Source organism: Oricola sp. (assembly GCF_965230365.1).
GTDB lineage: Bacteria > Pseudomonadota > Alphaproteobacteria > Rhizobiales > Rhizobiaceae > Oricola.
Map to the genome: position 1 here is coordinate 223,596 of NZ_OZ246003.1, position 16,659 is coordinate 240,254.

Consider the following 16,659-nt stretch of genomic DNA (forward strand, 5'->3'; position numbering starts at 1 on the left):
GGCGATCTCGTCCATGAGCGCTTCGGGTTCGCGTTCCGTTATCCACGCTACGGCATCGGTTTGCCGCGCTGCGTCCAATCCGGCGTTAGATTCCATCATACACGTTTTTGCCCGAACGGGCCTAACGCATCCTTTCGCCTCGTCGTCAACATTCTACGCCGCCAACGCCTGAATGGATGCACGCGGCCATTCGACGACGACTTCCGCACCCTCGCTGGCGATCGTGGAATTCGCCAATCTGACGCTCGCGCCGGTGCGCTCCAGCAGCGTCTTGGCGATGAATACGCCGAGCCCCAGCCCGCCGCCGCCCTTGTAGCGCCGGTCTTCGGAGCGGACCGGGACAAGATCGGGTTCGCCAAGCCGCTCAATCACCTCCGGCGCGAAACCCGGTCCATCGTCGACGATGCGGATTCTGACATGGTCCTCGGTCCAGGCCATGGTGATTTCGACTTTTTCGCTCGCGAAATCGACGGCGTTTTCGACGAAATTGCCGAGGCCATAGATCACGCCGGGAATGCGGCGGCCCGCCGGTTCGGTCGTGCTGTCGCCCACGGCCCGCGCCTCGATCCGGATGCCGAATTCCCGGTGCGGCGCGACGACCTCCTCGACCAGCGCCCTGAGCGACAGCCGCGAGACATGGTCCTCGTCATCGGTGCCAAGCGTGCTGACGCGCCGCAGGATCTCGCGGCAGCGGTCGGCCTGGCTGCGCAGCAACCGGATGTCCTCGCGCAGCTCTTCGGCCGTCGCACCTGCAAGATCGCGTTGCAGTTCCTTTGCGACCAGCGAGATCGTCGCCAGCGGCGTGCCGAGTTCGTGGGCGGCGGCCGCCGCCAGACCGTCCAGCGCCGAGACATGCTGCTCGCGTTGCAGCACCAGTTCGGTGGCCGCCAGCGCATCGGCGAGCCGGCGTGCTTCTTCTGCGACCCGGTAGACATAGATCGCCGAGAAGATCAGGCACGACACCACCGAAAACCACATGCCCGAAACGTAGACGAGCGGGATTTCGAGGCGGACATCCGGATACCAGGGCAAGGGAAGGTGCACGAACACCAGCAAGCTGGCGACACCAACGGCAATCAAAGCCAAGAGTGCGGTAAAGCGCGGCGGCAGGGTGGCCGCCGAGATGATCACCGGCACCGCCAGCAACAGGCTGAACGGATTGGTGAGCCCGCCGGTCAGCGCCAACAGGCCGGCCAGCTGCGCGACATCGAAGCTCAGGAGCGCGAACACGCCGACCGGATTGAGGCGCATGTTCGCGGGATAGAACCACGTCAGCGCGAGATTGATGATGGCCGCGACGGCGATCAGCGCGAGACAGGCGACGATCGGCATGTCGAACATCAGCACGGTGCCGACGAACAGTACGGCCGACAACTGCCCGACCGTCGCCAGCCAACGGGTGTTGGTCAGTGTCGACAGGCGCAGGCGGCGATTGCCGTATCCGGCCTCGGGTCCGATCGCGAATTCCATGGCCTTCATATAGGTGAAAGCGCGGCGAAAGGAAAAAAGCGATTTTGGTTCTAACCGTTGCGCGGCTTGGTGCGCCGCGTCGGCTCGGCATTGGCCGGATCTTCCGGCCATGGGTGCTTGGGATAGCGGCCGCGCAGGTCGGCCCGCACCGCCGCCCAGGAGCCGGCCCAGAAACCGGGCAAGTCCTTGGTGCGCTGGATCGGACGTTGCGCCGGCGACAGCAATTCGACGGTCAGCGGCACCCGCCCGCCGGCAACGCTCGGATGCTGTTTCAGGCCGAACAGCTCCTGAACCCGGATCGCGATCTCGGGGTCCGCGCCGTCTGCGCCATAGTCCAGCATGACGCTCGTTCCGGTGGGCGCGACGAAACGCGACGGCGCGAACGCGTCGAGCCGGGAAAGCAGTTCGTAGGGAACCCGCGAGGACAGCGCGTCCTTCAACAGGCCGGGCGAGACCGCGTCGAAACCGGTCATGCCGGCAAGATAGGGCGCGAGCCACGCGTCCAGCGATGCCGCAAGCGCCGCATCGTCCATCGCCGGCCATGGGTCTCCAAGCCGGGCGTGCAGCCAGCAAAGCCGGTCGCGAAACTGCGCGACTTCGCGGGTGAACGGCAGCAGAGACAGGCCATGCGCGCGCACTGCGTCGAGCAGCGCGGCGGTAGCCGCGTCGCCGGGTTCGACGGGGACAGGCGCGGAAGCGAGAACCACGGCGCCGATCCGCTCGGCGCGCCGCGCCGTCAACGCCTTGCGGGACTTGTCGAAGCGCATCTCGACGGCGGTTTCGATCCGGTCGCTCAGCGCCGCGCGAAGCTCGTCCTCGGCAACCGGCGCGGCGGCGGTGATCCGGCCTTCCCTTGCAACGCCGGTCACATCGGCGACCACGAGAAACGGCTCGGCGGCGAGCGGGTCCGCTTCATCGACGAAAACACCGCGACCGTTGGCCATCACGAAACTGCCGGCGCGCGCGCCGCCACGCGCTCTGGCAAGGCGGTCGGGATAGGCATCGAGCAGCATCGCGCCGGCGGACGCCTCTTGCCCGGTATCGTCAGGCAGACCGAGCGGCTTGACCGATCGTTTCGCCATGTCGCGCAGGCGTTTCAGTTGCGGGGCGCTGCCGCGAAGCGCGTTGTCGAGCCGGCGCGCGATGTCGATGCCGCTGCCACCGGCGCCGCGTTCTGTGACCAGCAGCGCCAGCAGCATGCGGCGGAACCCGTCGGCTCGGTCGCGCGCACCGGCGACCATGGCAGCGAGCCGCGCCGGCAGGCCCAGCGTCCGCATGCGTCGGCCGGTGGCTGTCAGGCTTCCCGTGGCATCGAGCGCTCCCAGCGTCTGCAACAGCGCCCGGGCCTCGTTGACGGCCGGATCGGGCGGCGGGTCGAGAAACCGCAACAGGCGCGGTTCGGCGATGCCCCACGCCAGGCTGTCGAGCAGCAGCGAAGTCAGGTCGGCATTGAGGATTTCCGGCGGATCGAAGCGGGCAAGCGCGCCGGTCTGCTGCTCGCGCCACAGCCTGATGGCGACGCCGGGTGCGGTGCGGCCGGCGCGGCCGGAGCGTTGGATTGCGGCGGCCTTCGACACCCACCCGGTCTCGAGCCGCGTCAGGCCGCTTCCGGGGTCGAAGACGGGCCGGCGGCTGCGGCCGGCATCGATGACGACACGCACGCCGTCGATGGTGATCGAAGTCTCGGCGATGGCCGTCGCCAGCACCACCTTGCGGCGGTCTGCGGGCGGCGGCTGGATCGCCCGGTCCTGGTCGGCGATCTCCATCATCCCGTAGAGCGGGGCGACGAAGACATCGCTGGGCAGCCGGCCTTCCAGAGCCTCGGCGACACGCCGGATTTCGCCCTGTCCCGGCAGAAAGACGAGGATGCTGCCGGCCTCCGTGACCAGGGTTTCGCGGATCGCCGCCGCCACGCCATCCTCGAAACGTCCGCCGCCGGCCGGCTCGTGGTGGCGGATGTCGACCGAAAAGGCGCGGCCTTCGCTTTCGACGACTGGCACATCGCCGAGAAGTGCGGCGACCCGGGCGCCGTCGAGCGTCGCCGACATCACCAGGATTCGCAGATCCTCGCGCAGCCCGTCGCGGACGTCGAGCGCCAGCGCGAGGCCAAAATCGGCATCGAGGCTGCGTTCGTGGAACTCGTCGAACAGGACCGCGCCGACAGCAGACAGTTCCGGATCGCCGACGATCATGCGCTGGAAGACGCCTTCGGTGACCACCTCGATTCGGGTTTCCGGTCCGACCCTGGTGTCGAGCCGCATCCGGTAGCCGACCGTCTCGCCGACCTGTTCGCCGAGTATCTGCGCCATGCGCCGGGCGGCGGCGCGGGCGGCAAGGCGGCGCGGCTCCAAAACGATGATCCTGCGGCCTTCGAGCCAGGCCGCCTCCAAAAGGGCAAGCGGCACGAGCGTCGTCTTGCCAGCGCCCGGCGGCGCGACCAGCACCGCCGACCCAGGCCCGGACATGGCGTCCAGCACGTCGCCGATGACCGCGCGAACGGGCAGATCGGGCAGCGCCGGTGTTTTCATGAAACTATCGGGATCGGCATGCGCCCAGTCCGGTCAATCGCGTTCGGTGATCTCGATCCGGCGGATAACCTTGTCCGGCTGCGGCCTGACGAGATCGATCGACAACAGGCCGTTCTTCAATTCGGCGCCGGTGACGCGCATGCCATCGGCCAGCACAAAGGCCTTCTGGAACTGACGCGAGGCGATGCCGCGATGCAGAAACTCGCGCGGCGTGTCGTCCTGCTGGCGGCCGCGAATGACAAGCTGGCTGTCCTCGGTCGAAATCTCCAGATCGTCCGATGCAAATCCGGCGACCGCCAGGGTGATGCGCAGGATGTCGGTTTCGCCGTCGCGCAGGCGTTCGATGTTGTAGGGGGGATAGCCGTCGGCGCTCTTGGCGATGCGTTCGAGCGACTTCTCGATCGTCTCGAATCCGACAAGCAGCGGGCTCGAAAATGGCGGAACGCGGGACATTGCCTTGCCCTTCCCAATAAGCGGCGACACAGGCGAACCCGGACTGGCATTCGCCGTTGCTCCTGATATGGTCGACGGCCATTGCAATTGCAAGAAACACTGTAATCAGGGCACTTTATGACCAATCGATCTGCCGGCGGACGACGCGCCATCATCATTGACACAGACCCCGGCCAGGACGACGCGCTGGCCATCCTGCTGGCGCTGGCCAGCGACGAACTCGAGGTACTCGGCATCACCGCGGTTGCCGGCAATGTGCCGCTGGAGCTGACCGAAAAGAACACCCGCAAGATTTGCGAACTGGCCGGCAAGCCGGACGCGAAAGTCTTTGCCGGCGCGTCGCGGCCGATGGTGCGCGAACTGGTGACGGCGGAATATGTGCACGGCAAGACCGGGCTCGACGGGCCCGACCTGCCCGAGCCGGTGATGGCGCTGCAGGAGAAAGGCGCCGTCGACTTCATCATCGAGACGCTGCGTGACAGGGCAACCGACGAGGTAACGCTGTGCACGCTCGGGCCGCTGACCAACGTCGCGCTGGCGCTGATCGAAGCGCCCGACATCGCGCCGAAGATCCGCGAAATCGTGATGATGGGCGGCGGCTTCTTTGAGGGCGGCAATGTGACGCCGGCTGCCGAGTTCAACATCTATGTCGATCCGCACGCCGCCGCTACGGTATTCGGTTCGGGCGTGCCGATCGTGATGATGCCTCTCGACGTGACCCACAAGGCACTGACCACGGCGAAGCGCATCGATGCCATGCGGGCGCACAACACGCCGGTGACGCTTGCCGCAGCCGAACTGATCGACTTCTTCGAACGCTTCGACGAGGACAAATACGGCACCGACGGCGGGCCGCTGCACGATCCCTGCGTCATTGCATGGTTGCTGAAACCCGATCTGTTCTGCGGCCGCGACTGCAATGTGGAGATCGAGACCGGCTCGGAACTCACCATGGGTATGACCGTGATAGACTGGTGGGGGGTAACCGACCGGCACCACAACGCGCATGTGCTGCGCGACATCGATGCGGACGGCTTCTTTGCGCTTTTGACCGAGCGGATCGCCCGGCTTTGAGCCGTCGGGAAAGCGGCTCGCGAAAACGCCACTTCAGGCGCGCGAAGCCATTGACTTGACCGCCGCGCCTGCGTAAACGGTGCCGCCTACCCAACCCGTGCCCAGATGGCGGAATTGGTAGACGCGCACGGTTCAGGTCCGTGTGCCGCAAGGCGTGGAGGTTCGAGTCCTCTTCTGGGCACCATTTCCCTCAGGTAACCCGTTGATTTCCAATCGGTTTCATCAAGAACCCGAGCGGAGGGTAGACCATGTGGGTGACCAAAGATGCCCCTTTCTTGTACACCAAACGGGGCGTGTACTATTTCTCAAGACGCGTCCCAGGGGACCTCAAGGGCCACTACAAGAGCCCTCGAATAGCGATTTCACTCCGAACGAAGTCAAAGAAAGTTGCGCGAGCCAGGGCGATCTCCCTCGCGGCGAAGCTGGATGAAGACTGGCTGACCCTTCGGTGGAAGAACACGGGCGATCCGCTGCAACGCTTCCTCCATCAACACATCTCCAGCGAGGCCACGATAGCGAGCGACGGGATAACGCTCAGTGAAGCTGAGCCTCCCCCAGTGAGTTGGTCCACCGTTATTTTTAGGAAAACGGAGGATCAGAGATGGCAAACAAGCGAGCCAAGCCCGAAGAGATTGTCACGAAGCTACGTCAGGTCGAAGTGCTTGTCGGTCAGGGAATGCCGCGCGCGGATGCGATCCGGCAGATCGGCGTGACCGAACAGACCTACTACCGCTGGCGGAAGAAGTACGGCGGGATGGGAACCGAACAACTCAAGGAGTTGAAGCGGCTGCAGAAGGAGAACGAGCGTCTCCGGCGTGCCGTGTCGGATCTGACGCTGGACAAACTCATCCTGACGGAGGCTGCCAAGGGAAACTTCTGAGCCCCGCTCGCCGCCGTGCCTGCATCGATCGCGTCCGGCAAACGCTTGGCGTGTCGGAGCGCCGCGCTTGCCGGACGCTCGGCCAGCACCGCTCTACACAACGGCGTTTACCGCGGGGCCGAGCAGATGAAGAGCGCCTGGTGGCAGACATGATTGAACTGACCCGGCAGTATGGCCGGTACGGCTATCGCCGGATCGCGGCCGTGCTGCGAGAGGCTGGATGGCAGGTCAACGACAAGCGCGTCGAGCGCCTGTGGCGACGAGAGGGGCTGAAAGTACCAATGAAGCAACCAAAGAAGGGCCGGCTCTGGCTGACCGATGGATCATGCATACGGCTGCGACCGGAGCACCGCGATCATGTCTGGTCGTACGACTTCGTCCACTGCCGCACGGATGATGGCAAGGCGTTCCGGACGCTGAACATCCTGGACGAGCATAGCCGGGAATGCTTGGCGATCCGGGTCAAGCGCAGGCTCAACTCGGTCGAGGTGATCGATGCGCTGTCGGACTTGTTCATCCTACGTGGCGTGCCCGCCCTCATCAGATCAGACAACGGGCCCGAGTTCATCGCTAAAGACGTCAGGAAATGGATCGACGCAGTCGGAGCGAAGACCGCATTCATCGAACCGGGCAGTCCCTGGGAAAACGGATACTGCGAGAGCTTCAACGGCAGGATGCGTGACGAGTTGCTCAATGGGGAGCTATTCTACTCGCTCCGCGAAGCCCAGATCATCATCGAAGAATGGAGGAAGCACTACAACACCAAGAGGCCACACAGTGCGCTGGGTTACCGACCACCGGCGCCGGAAACCGTCATCCAGATGGACCAAAGGCCGATCATGCACTAACAATCAAACTGGACCACTCGGATGGGGCCGCTCAGCACCGGCCACATATCAGCCTCGGCGGGCTCACGCCGAACGAGTTTGCAATCCGGTCCGCAATGGACCACAACATGAACTGGGCTAGCCTGTGAATGGGTACATTCAGGGGAGCAGGTCATCACAAGTCCACTTCAACTTGAATGACATCTGCTGCAGGATCGTCCACGCTTAAAGCGGGAGACTTTCAATATCCGACCCATTCCAATTAGCGGGTCATCAAGCCAGGTTCGCGATCTCTTCCCGCATGATCTGGCCCAGTTCCGCCAGTCGCGCGCGGTCCAGGCGGTTGCTCGGACCAGAGATCGATATACCGGCCTCGATGCCGCCGAATTGCGAACGCACGGGAACGGCGACGCAGTTCATGCCGTTTGACAGCTCCTCGAAATCGTAGGAGATGCCCGACTGGCGGATCGTCTCCAGTTCCTCCAGGAGTTGTTCCTTCAAGGTCAGCGTTTTCGTCGTGTAGCCCTTCAGGTCCAGCATGACATAGTCATCGATGAACTCAGGCGACTGGTGTGCAAGGATCGCCTTGCCGACCGACGTGGCGTGCAATTCGCAGCGCGTACCGATCCTGAAATCGACAGCAACGAGCTGGGACCCCTTAACGCGCTGGGTCAAAACGGTCTCGATACCGCTCAACTCGGAAAAATGGCACGTCTCGCCGGTGCGCTTCGAGACCGCTTTCAACAGTTCGGAGATGTTGCGGCGGTCCGGCCCGTCCTCGATCAGAGGCTTGGCGAGACTGAGAATGCGCCGGCTGACGCGATAAGTCTTGGCCGCCGGGTCCATTTCCAGATAACCCGCTTCCTCCATCGTGCGCAGCATACGGTACGTGGTCACCCTTTCGATGCCCGCGAACTTCGCGACTTCCGGCGCGGTTCCCGGCTCCGGCATTTCGGCAACAGCTTCCAGCACACGGAATGCCTTCAGCACTGTCGAACTCTTGTTTGTATCGCGGCTCATGGCCTCTCTCGATATGCACGATATGTGTACAAAATCTCTATCCGAGTTGAAGAGAGTTGTCCAGTCTCGAAAATTCCATGATCATTCCCTAAATCTGTCATCACTTGATTCTGTTTTTTATCGTTTATAATCATCACTATGAGCGCTAGCGAAACCTTTCTTGTTCAAATAATGTTGACATCGTACGTTTTCTGTACGTAAACAATATTCGTACTTGTGCTGGGAGGAGTAGAGCCAATGCAGATGCTGATTGGTGGTGACTGGGTGTCGGCATCCGACGCGTCAGAAATGGCTATTCTCAACCCTTCGACCGGAGAATTGCTGGGCTCCGTGCCGGCAGCGACGGTGGCCGATGTCGACCGCGCAGTCGAAATCGCCAACGAGGCCAAGCACCGCATCGCAACCCTGCCCGGTCACGAGCGCGCCCGGATACTCGAGGCGGTCGCGGCGCGGATCACACTCAACCGCGAGCATCTCGTCGCCCTGTTGAACCGTGAAAACGGCAAGACCTTCAAGGAAGTCGATGGCTGGGAGATCGACGCCGCCGCGCGCATCATCAAGGGATATGCGGAGGAAGCCAAGCGGCTGCATGGGCACGCCATCCCACTCAACGGCATTCCCGATCTGGAGAATTCGCTGGCCTTTACCGTCTACCAGCCGCTCGGTGTCATCGCGGCGATCATTCCGTTCAACTATCCGGTCGAACTCTGGTCGCACAAGGTCGCTGGCGGCCTGGCAGCAGGCAATGCGGTGATCACCAAAGCGCCCGAAGAGTGCCCGCTGGCGATGTTGGAGATCTCCAAATACTTCGAAGAGGCGGGACTGCCGGCAGGCGCACACCAGATCCTCACCGGTTATGGCGAGGTGGTCGGCGCGCGCCTTGCCGAGATCGACGGCGTGAACATGGTTTCGATGACCGGCAGCACCGAAGTCGGCAGGCTCGTATCGGCGGCCGCATCGCGGACATTGAAGAAAGTGCACCTGGAACTGGGCGGCAGCGACGCGACGATCATCTGCGCCGACGTCGATCCAAGGATTGCCGCCGAAGCGCTCGTCGCCGGGCGGTTCACGTCCGGCAACGGGCAGATCTGCTGCGCGGTCAAGCGGGTGTTCGTCGACCGGAAGATCCACGGCGCCGTCGTCGATCGCGTGGTCGAACTGACCGGCAAGCTCTCGGTCGGCGACCACACCCTGCCCGACACCGATGTCGGTCCGATGATCTCGCCCGTGGCGGCGGACAGGGTCGAGACGCAGATCAAGCGCGCGGTCGAACAGGGTGCGACACTTCTCATCGGCGGAAAGCGCGACCGGCAGTTCATTCATCCGGCGGTCTTCGTCGATGTCGAGCCGGACAATGTGCTGCTGCGCGAGGAGGTCTTCGGGCCTGTCCTGCCGCTGGTTGCCTTCGACACGATCGATCACGCCATCGAGATGGTCAATGACAGCGACTACGGCCTGCAAGCCTCGATTTTCACCAACGATTTCCGGTCGATCATGAACGCCTCGATCAAGCTCCAGGTCGGCACGGTGATCGTCAATCACCAGACCGCCATGCGGATCGAGTGCCTGCCTTTCGGCGGACGCAAGCTGAGCGGCAACGGCGTCCGCGAAGGCTTCCTGGAAACCCTGAAGGACATGAGCGAAACAAAGACCGTTGTCTTCAAGGACGCATTCGACTTCTACGCGACCCCGGGCGAAACGTCGTGAAAGAGATCCGGCTCAACGGGATCGTCAAGGTTTTCGGCTCCACGCTGGCGCTGAAGGAAGCGACGTTCGCGGCGCGTGAGGGTGAACTGGTCGCGATCTGCGGCGAAAACGGCGCCGGCAAGTCGACGCTGATGTCGATCCTGGCGGGTTCACGCACCCCAACGCTTGGCAGCATCGAGATCGACGGCAGGAAGACCGTGATCGATACACCGCACCAGGCCTTCGATCTGGGCATCCGTACGGTCTATCAGGAACTGAGCCTGCTGCCTGACCTGTCGATCGCCGAGAACCTGTTCCTCGGTGAACTGCCGGTAACAGCTATTGGACGGATCGACTGGAAACGCCTGCATGCGGAGGCGACGGCGGAAATCGAGGCGCTCGGGCTCAAGGACATTAATGTGGAACGACCGGCCGGCGAGTTCTCGGTCGCGATGCAGCAGATGTTCGAGATCGCCAAGGCGATCAGGGTGGCGCCGGAGCTGCTCATTTTGGACGAACCGACCGGCGTTCTGACCCAAACCGAAACCGATCTTCTGTTTGACAGGATCGAGACGCTCAAGGCGCGCGGAACCATCATCTTGTACATCTCGCACAGGCTGGAAGAGGTGCTGGAGATTGCCGACAGGATCGTCGTTCTGAAGGATGGCGTGACGGTCGTTCAGATGTCGCGCTCCGAGGCCTCGCGCGACCTGCTGATCCGGTCGATGGTCGGGCGCCCGCTGGAGGATATCTACCCGCCGCGCAAGAAGTCGGACGGCGAAACACTGCTCTCGGTCCGCCAACTGAGCAGCCCGGGCATCATCGACAACGTATCCTTTGAACTGCGCCGCGGTGAAATTCTCGGTTTCTGCGGCCTGGTCGGCTCAGGCCGGAGCGAGGTCATGCGGGCGCTGTTCGGAGCCGATTCCTATCACAGCGGCCACATCGAACTGGATGGTACCGAATTGCGGCACCCGCGGCCTGCCGACGCCATGAAGGCCGGCATCGGGTTCGTCACCGAGGAACGGAAGATCGACGGGCTGGCACTCGACGCGGACGTGCTAGACAATGCCGGCCTGGCATCGATGGGCCGGACCTCGATCGGGCCGGTGCTCAATCGCCGCGCCCAGCGCGATCTGGTTTTCCGCAAAGTCAGCGAGCTTGATCTGCGGCCGCTCGACCTCGCCCATATCCTGCGGCGCATGAGCGGCGGCAACCAGCAGAAAGTTGTCCTTGCCAAGTGGCTGTTGATGTCGGGGCTCAAGGTGCTGATCCTTGATGAGCCGACCCGTGGCGTCGATATCGCCACAAAGGTCGAGATCTACAAACTGATCGCCAAGCTCGCCGACACCGGAATCGGCATTCTGCTCATTAGTTCCGAGATGCCGGAGGTTTTGGGGCTGGCCCACCGCATTTGTGTGATGAGGGCCGGATCGATCGTCGCGGAGTTCGATCCGGAACGGACCGACGAGCACGAGATCTTCGTTGCCGCTGCAAATGTGGAGCGCGCCGCCGCATGAACGATCAGCACACATCGAAGATGAACTTGAAGCCGGAAAGGCGCGAGCGGTTTTCCAAGGCAGCGAAAGCCAATATCGCGTTCGGCGCTGTGCTGGTCGCGCTGATCGTCATCACGGCGATCTCTTCGGATACGTTCTTCACCGAGCGCAACATGGTCAATGTGGCGCGCCAGATGGTGACGACCGGGTTGTTGTCGATCGGTATGTTCGTCGTGATCAGGTCCGGCGGTATCGACCTTTCGGTGGGATCGACAGTGGCCTTTGCCGGCCTTTTGGCCGCCGGCCTGCAATCGGAAATGCATGTGGCCTTCGCGATCGCGATCGCGCTTTCGGTCGGCGTGGTGGTCGGGCTGATCAACGGCATTCTGATCGCCTATCTTCGCCTGCAGCCCTTCATCGTCACGCTGGCGATGATGGGTGCGGTGCGCGGCGCGCTGTTCGTCTACAGCGAGACGCCGACCTACGCGACAGACGCATTCTTCCTGAAGACGCTCGGTGCGGGAAAGCTGTTCGGCGTGGTTCCGGTGCCATTCGCGATCTTCCTCGCCTGCATACCGCTGGTCTGGTTCTTCATGAACCACACACGGTCCGGTCGCTCGATCATGGCAATCGGCATGAACCCGGAAACCGTGCGTCTGGCCGGCGTCAATGTGCGCGCCCAGATCACGCTTTGCTATGTCATTTGCGGATTCTTCGCAGCCCTTGCCGGCGTGCTTCTGGCCGCCCGGCTTGGCATCTCGCAGCCCAGCGTCGGCGTTGCCTATGAACTCGACGCGATCGCGGCGGTCGTGATCGGCGGCGGCATTCTGGGCGGCGGCGGCGGCAACGTCGGCGGGATGTTCGGCGGCGTCATCGCGCTGGCCGTGATCGACAACGTCCTGAACCTTTTCAACGTGCAGTCCTACTACCAGCAGATCGTCAAGGGTCTGATCATTCTGGTCGCCGTTCTGGTGCGCAGAAAGCCGGACAACTGATCGGCAAACCACACAGTTTTCGTCAGGAGGAGAAGAAATGAGACATCAGCTAAAGTCCACCATCGTCGCGGCAACACTGGCATTTAGTTGCGCGGCAGCCGGCGCGGCCGACGACAAGATCAAGATCGGCGTGGCCAATCTGTTCTACGGCGCCCCCTATTTCGCCGGCATGGACGTCGCCGTGCACGAGGAGGCCGAAGTCTACGAAAACATCGAGGTCATCTCGACCGACGCGGGATTTGACGCGGCCAAGATGGCGTCCGACATCGACGACCTGATCGCCAAGGGCGTGGACGGGCTGATCATCAGCGCCGGCCCGACCGAAACCATTCCGTCAGCGCTGCTGGCCATCGAGGAAGCCGGGGTCCCCGTCGTCTTTGTCGACCGGCTGTGGCAGAACACCAACCTCTCCACGCCCTGGAACTGGGTCGGCGCCGAAAACGACGTGATGGGCCGGGTCATCGGCGAACACATGGAAAAACATCTCGGCGGCAAGGGCCATGTCCTGGTGATCAAGGGTGGACCCGCCGACAATTCAATCGGCATAGCGCGGACCGAGGCGTTCACCGAAGCGTTGAACTCAAGCCCTGACATGAAGATCACCGTCGCACCCGGGTTTGGCGGCTGGGCGGTTGACGGCGGCTACAAGGTGATGAGCGACATGCTGGCGCAGCACGCCGACATCGACGGCGTGTTCTGCGAGAACGACTCCATGTGCCTCGGCGCGCAAAAGGCGGCGCAGGACGCCGACCGATCCGGCGAGATGGTGTTCGGCGCTTCGGATGCCGGCAAGGACACGCTACGCGAGATGATGCGCGAAGGCTCCAACTTCATCGCCACCGCGGTCAACGACAGCGACGAGATCGGACGCGTCGGTTTCCATCACCTCATTGGCATGCTGGCCGGCGCGGAGCTGCCGAACATAACGCCGCTCTATTCGGGCCTTGTGCTCAAGGACGAGGCGGTCAAACGCTACGATCCCAGCAAGGTGTTCTAGTCGAAATCCATACGCCAAACGTCATGGCCGGGCCCTGCCCGGCCATTTTTTGCGCAGTAGAAATCTTGATGGTCTTTCCGGGAGATGATCTGCCGGTTGTGGTGGTACGGGACCGGGGGTTTGGTAGCGCGGCAGACCAGATCGCAGCCCCCGTTGCCGCACTCTAGTCGGCAGCAAGCTTCGCGGCGCCGGCGGCGGCCTCGCCTTCCGCCGACGGGACGATGTCCACTCCGATGATGCGGCGACGAATCGACTGCCAGACCATGTTGCGGGCGCCGCCGCCCGCTGTGACGATCTTGGTCGGAAACGGGCCGCCCCGTGCTTCGATCTCCCGATAGGCCAGGGCCTCGACCTGGGCGACGCCTTCCAACAAGCCTTTCAGGAATTGCGCGTCGTCGTGCGGGCGGGGCGTCAGCCGCGGTTCAAGATGGGGATCGTTAATGGGAAAGCGCTCGCCCGGAGAAAGGAGGGGGTAGTAATCGAGGCCCGAAGGCGTGTCCGGGTCGATACTGACGCTCAGACGCTCAAGCTCGGCTCCCGAGAAGTAGTGTGCAAGAACGCCACCGCCGGTGTTGGAGGCCCCGCCGGCGAGCCATGCACCGCCGATTCGATGGGAGTAAAGGCCGATTTCGGGGTCGTCTATTCGGACTTCGGACATCAGTTTGACTGCAAGCGTCGTGCCGAGCGACGTCACCGCCACGCCCGGGACCGGGTCGGCCGCCGCCAGAAACGCGGCAATGCTGTCCGTCGTGCCCCGCCGCACCATGGCCTCCCGGCTCAGGCCAAGCTCATCAGCCAGACCGGGCCGGATCGGGCCAAGGTCGCTACCTGGCGCGCCGACGTTCGGCAGAACCGAGACCGGAAAGCCGATCTGGTCCAGCCAGTCTGGCCAGGTCGCGGATCCGGGGTCATAACCCGTCTTGAGCGCATTGTTGTCGTCCGACTCGCCGCCGCGCCCCGTGAGCTTCGCGGCGACATAGTCCGCCTGATGCAAGAGGTGGCGCGCCGATCCACCGGTGTCCTCGCCGACCAGACGCATGGCGCGCGCCAAGGCGGAAGACGAACCCCGAGCGATGTGGACCGGTGGCGCGGCGCGGGCAATGCGCGCCGCTTCGAGTTCGAAGCCCTTGGAGTTGTACATCAGCGCACGGGTGACGGGCTCCAATTGTGCATCTGTCAGCACCATCGTGCCCGACGTGCCATCCACCGCGATCCCGGTGATCTCCAGCGGATCGCGGCCGTCGGCGCGCAGCGAATCCACTTGGGTGCGGATGCAGGTTTCAACCGCCTCCCACCACAGTGCGGCGTCGATCCAGTCGGGATCTTGCGGCAGGTGGTCGGTCCGGGCCATGGAAAGCACGGCGCCGTCCCGGTCGCGGACGGCGGTGCGCACGCCCGAGGTGCCGACATCTATGCCAAGCGCGAGCGTCATGTCCGTTTCGCCAACGCCTGCCGGTACTTCTCGGCATCCCAGTTCAAAAGCTCGGCTTCGGCCGTGGGACCGATCGGTTCGGCCGACCAGTTCGACGGCAGTCGCAGCAGCACGTCGGACAGGCATTTCAGCATCGCAAGCTGGGCAGGCGTTGCGCTATTACGCACCAGGACCCCGACATCCGGGACCAGGATCGCGGGTGCGTCGCTTTCAGGATCGTGCTCTGACAGCCCGGGGCCGAGGAACACAACATGATCCGGATAGTAGGATCCGCCCTTGATCAAGGCCAATCCCTCGCGCGCGAGCCAGCCGGTTTCGGCCCAATGAAACCCGGCGTCGTGGGCGGGCTTGTCCGGCTCCGCGCTGGCGGCTTTCGGTTGAATCTGCAGCCGGGCCTCGACTTCGGCAATGAGCCCGGAGACCTCCTCCACCGTCGCGCCACAGCAGATCAGGCCGTGGTTCGCCAACAGGATGATTCGTATCTCAGGCGTAATCCGCGCCAATATCTCGCGGGTCAATGGCAGGCCGGGCTTGGCATATGGCACCATCAGGAACGGCAGACCGCCGAGTTTCCGAGCTGCGGCATCTCGTCCCTCGGGTCCGATCACGTGAGCCAACGTGGCCACCGAATGCGTATGCGCAACAACGGCGTGATTAAGCGCAGCATGAAAGGTCGTCTCGATCGAAGGCCGAAGCCCGGTCGTCGGATCCAGCACGGTCGACTTGCAACTCCCGTCGCCCGCTGCCTCCCGCGCTTCCGACAGTGCCGCCACACGATCGACGGGAACAAAGATATCGCGTCGCTCGGCATCGGCCAGTTCGGTGCCGGACGCCTTCACCCACATCACGTCGCCATCCTTGACGGAGGTGTTGCCGCCCGGTCCCTGCACCTGCAGCGGATCGCTGCCGAGACGGGCAGACATGGCCCGAAACTCCGGTGTCACAAGCTCTGGCCGTGTCATCATCCCAAGCACTCCATGCGATAATCCGGTGCGGCGCATCCGCAATCCGCCACGAGCCGCTCAAGAACCGCGTCTTTGTCGGCGCCCGCAAAGGCTGCCGCGTAGAGCCCGCCCTGGATGAGCAGACCGTCCCAGCCCGCCGCTTGGGCGCCGGCAATGTCGTGCTCCAGGCTGTCGCCCACCATGAGCAGCCGTTCGGCGCCCAAAGCCGTGCGCAGCGCATCGAAGACGGGACGATGCGGCTTGCCATAGAACGTGACTTTGCCGCCCATGTCACAATAGGCAGAGGCCAGCGCCCCGGGCGAGATCACCGTGCCATCCGCCCGCGGGCTCGCTTGGTCCGGATTGGAGCAGTATACCGGCAGACTGCGTGACAGCGCGTCGGAGAGAATGGGCCGCCAGTCTTCAAGCCTGCTATTGTCTGGCAATCCCATCAGCAGGATGGCCTCGGCGTGTTGCAATTCCGGTTGCAACGCGATGTCCAGACCGCAGGCCCACGAAGCCGCGTCACCGGCCTCACGCTCAACCGCAACGAACCTTCGCTCCGGAATGTTTCCCTGGTCTATGTCCCGCCACAGCGCTTCCCCGCTGGTCATCACCGCCGCAAAGTCCGACATATCGAACCCGATGTCACCGATGCGCCGGGCATTGGCCTCGGCGCTTTTGCCGGAGTTTGAGAGTACGGCAAGCCGGTGGCCCGCCCTTGCAAGCCCCGCGATGCAAGGGACCGCGCCGGGGTAGGGGGCTGAGCCGTCATGCAACACGCCCCACTGATCCAGCACGATGGCGTCGTAGTCATGCGCCACTTCCGCGAGGGCTTTGATGGCGCGGGTCAC

General features: G+C 63.5%; 14 protein-coding genes and 1 tRNA gene. 8 read left to right on the top strand and 7 right to left on the bottom strand.

All coding sequences use genetic code 11. From position 1 onward, the window contains the following. Positions 1 to 153: 153 nt before the first annotated feature. Genes ACO06R_RS01050 through ACO06R_RS01060 form a run of 3 tightly spaced genes read right to left on the bottom strand, consistent with a single transcriptional unit; the run spans position 154 to position 4,451 of the window. Entirely contained in the window at positions 154 to 1,470 is a 1,317-nt protein-coding gene (locus ACO06R_RS01050) for an ActS/PrrB/RegB family redox-sensitive histidine kinase (RefSeq protein WP_421854920.1), read from the bottom strand. A gap of 50 nt (positions 1,471 to 1,520) precedes the next feature. After that, the gene (hrpB, locus tag ACO06R_RS01055) at positions 1,521 to 3,998 is read right to left on the bottom strand and encodes an ATP-dependent helicase HrpB (protein WP_421854923.1); all 2,478 of its coding nucleotides are present in this window, start codon (positions 3,996 to 3,998) and stop codon (positions 1,521 to 1,523) included. Between the two features lie 33 nt (positions 3,999 to 4,031). Then, on the bottom strand, positions 4,032 to 4,451 hold the full coding sequence (locus tag ACO06R_RS01060; protein ID WP_421854926.1) for an Hsp20 family protein: 420 nt from the start codon (positions 4,449 to 4,451) through the stop codon (positions 4,032 to 4,034). A 117-nt stretch (positions 4,452 to 4,568) separates the two neighbouring features. On the opposite strand from ACO06R_RS01060, the gene ACO06R_RS01065 reads away from it, so the two are divergent. The 4 genes from ACO06R_RS01065 to ACO06R_RS01080 all read left to right on the top strand — a co-directional run bounded on the left by ACO06R_RS01065 (position 4,569) and on the right by ACO06R_RS01080 (position 7,253). Then, on the top strand, positions 4,569 to 5,525 hold the full coding sequence (locus tag ACO06R_RS01065) for a nucleoside hydrolase (protein WP_421854929.1): 957 nt from the start codon (positions 4,569 to 4,571) through the stop codon (positions 5,523 to 5,525). Between the two features lie 99 nt (positions 5,526 to 5,624). Further along, a tRNA-Leu gene (locus ACO06R_RS01070) sits at positions 5,625 to 5,709 on the top strand. A gap of 64 nt (positions 5,710 to 5,773) precedes the next feature. Further along, positions 5,774 to 6,238 carry a DUF6538 domain-containing protein gene (locus tag ACO06R_RS01075; RefSeq protein WP_421854932.1) on the top strand — a complete coding sequence of 155 codons (465 nt, stop codon included), beginning with the start codon at positions 5,774 to 5,776 and terminating at the stop codon, positions 6,236 to 6,238. After that, a protein-coding gene (locus tag ACO06R_RS01080) for an IS3 family transposase (protein WP_421854935.1) occupies positions 6,127 to 7,253 on the top strand; the annotation gives its coding sequence in 2 pieces (ribosomal slippage) (positions 6,127 to 6,391 and positions 6,391 to 7,253; 1,128 coding nt in all). The genes ACO06R_RS01075 and ACO06R_RS01080 overlap by 112 nt, the downstream gene beginning before the upstream one ends. A 252-nt stretch (positions 7,254 to 7,505) precedes the next feature. Here the strand turns inward: ACO06R_RS01080 and ACO06R_RS01085 are convergent. Further along, complete coding sequence (locus tag ACO06R_RS01085; protein WP_421854938.1) at positions 7,506 to 8,252, bottom strand: IclR family transcriptional regulator; 747 nt, start codon at positions 8,250 to 8,252, stop codon at positions 7,506 to 7,508. Positions 8,253 to 8,489: 237 nt separating this feature from the next. On the opposite strand from ACO06R_RS01085, the gene ACO06R_RS01090 reads away from it, so the two are divergent. The 4 genes from ACO06R_RS01090 to ACO06R_RS01105 are packed head-to-tail and all read left to right on the top strand — an operon-like array spanning position 8,490 to position 13,429. After that, positions 8,490 to 9,959: an aldehyde dehydrogenase family protein gene (locus ACO06R_RS01090; protein WP_421854941.1), complete on the top strand. Its 1,470-nt coding sequence runs from the start codon at positions 8,490 to 8,492 to the stop codon at positions 9,957 to 9,959. Next, complete coding sequence (locus ACO06R_RS01095; RefSeq protein WP_421854944.1) at positions 9,956 to 11,458, top strand: sugar ABC transporter ATP-binding protein; 1,503 nt, start codon at positions 9,956 to 9,958, stop codon at positions 11,456 to 11,458. Before ACO06R_RS01090 ends, ACO06R_RS01095 begins: the two co-directional genes overlap by 4 nt. Then, complete coding sequence (locus ACO06R_RS01100; RefSeq protein ID WP_421854947.1) at positions 11,455 to 12,432, top strand: ABC transporter permease; 978 nt, start codon at positions 11,455 to 11,457, stop codon at positions 12,430 to 12,432. Before ACO06R_RS01095 ends, ACO06R_RS01100 begins: the two co-directional genes overlap by 4 nt. Before the next feature lie 37 nt (positions 12,433 to 12,469). Next, positions 12,470 to 13,429, top strand: a complete 960-nt coding sequence (locus tag ACO06R_RS01105) for a substrate-binding domain-containing protein (RefSeq protein ID WP_421854950.1) — start codon at positions 12,470 to 12,472, stop codon at positions 13,427 to 13,429. Between the two features lie 163 nt (positions 13,430 to 13,592). Here ACO06R_RS01105 and ACO06R_RS01110 read toward each other — a convergent pair whose 3' ends face one another. From ACO06R_RS01110 to ACO06R_RS01120, 3 genes are read right to left on the bottom strand one after another with little or no spacing between them, the layout of a single operon-like run. Then, positions 13,593 to 14,861 (bottom strand): FGGY-family carbohydrate kinase, encoded by a 1,269-nt coding sequence (locus ACO06R_RS01110; RefSeq protein WP_421854953.1) that lies wholly within the window; start codon positions 14,859 to 14,861, stop codon positions 13,593 to 13,595. After that, positions 14,858 to 15,784: a class II aldolase/adducin family protein gene (locus ACO06R_RS01115; RefSeq protein ID WP_421854956.1), complete on the bottom strand. Its 927-nt coding sequence runs from the start codon at positions 15,782 to 15,784 to the stop codon at positions 14,858 to 14,860. Before ACO06R_RS01115 ends, ACO06R_RS01110 begins: the two co-directional genes overlap by 4 nt. A gap of 38 nt (positions 15,785 to 15,822) precedes the next feature. Continuing rightward, complete coding sequence (locus ACO06R_RS01120) at positions 15,823 to 16,659, bottom strand: TIGR01459 family HAD-type hydrolase (RefSeq protein ID WP_421854959.1); 837 nt, start codon at positions 16,657 to 16,659, stop codon at positions 15,823 to 15,825.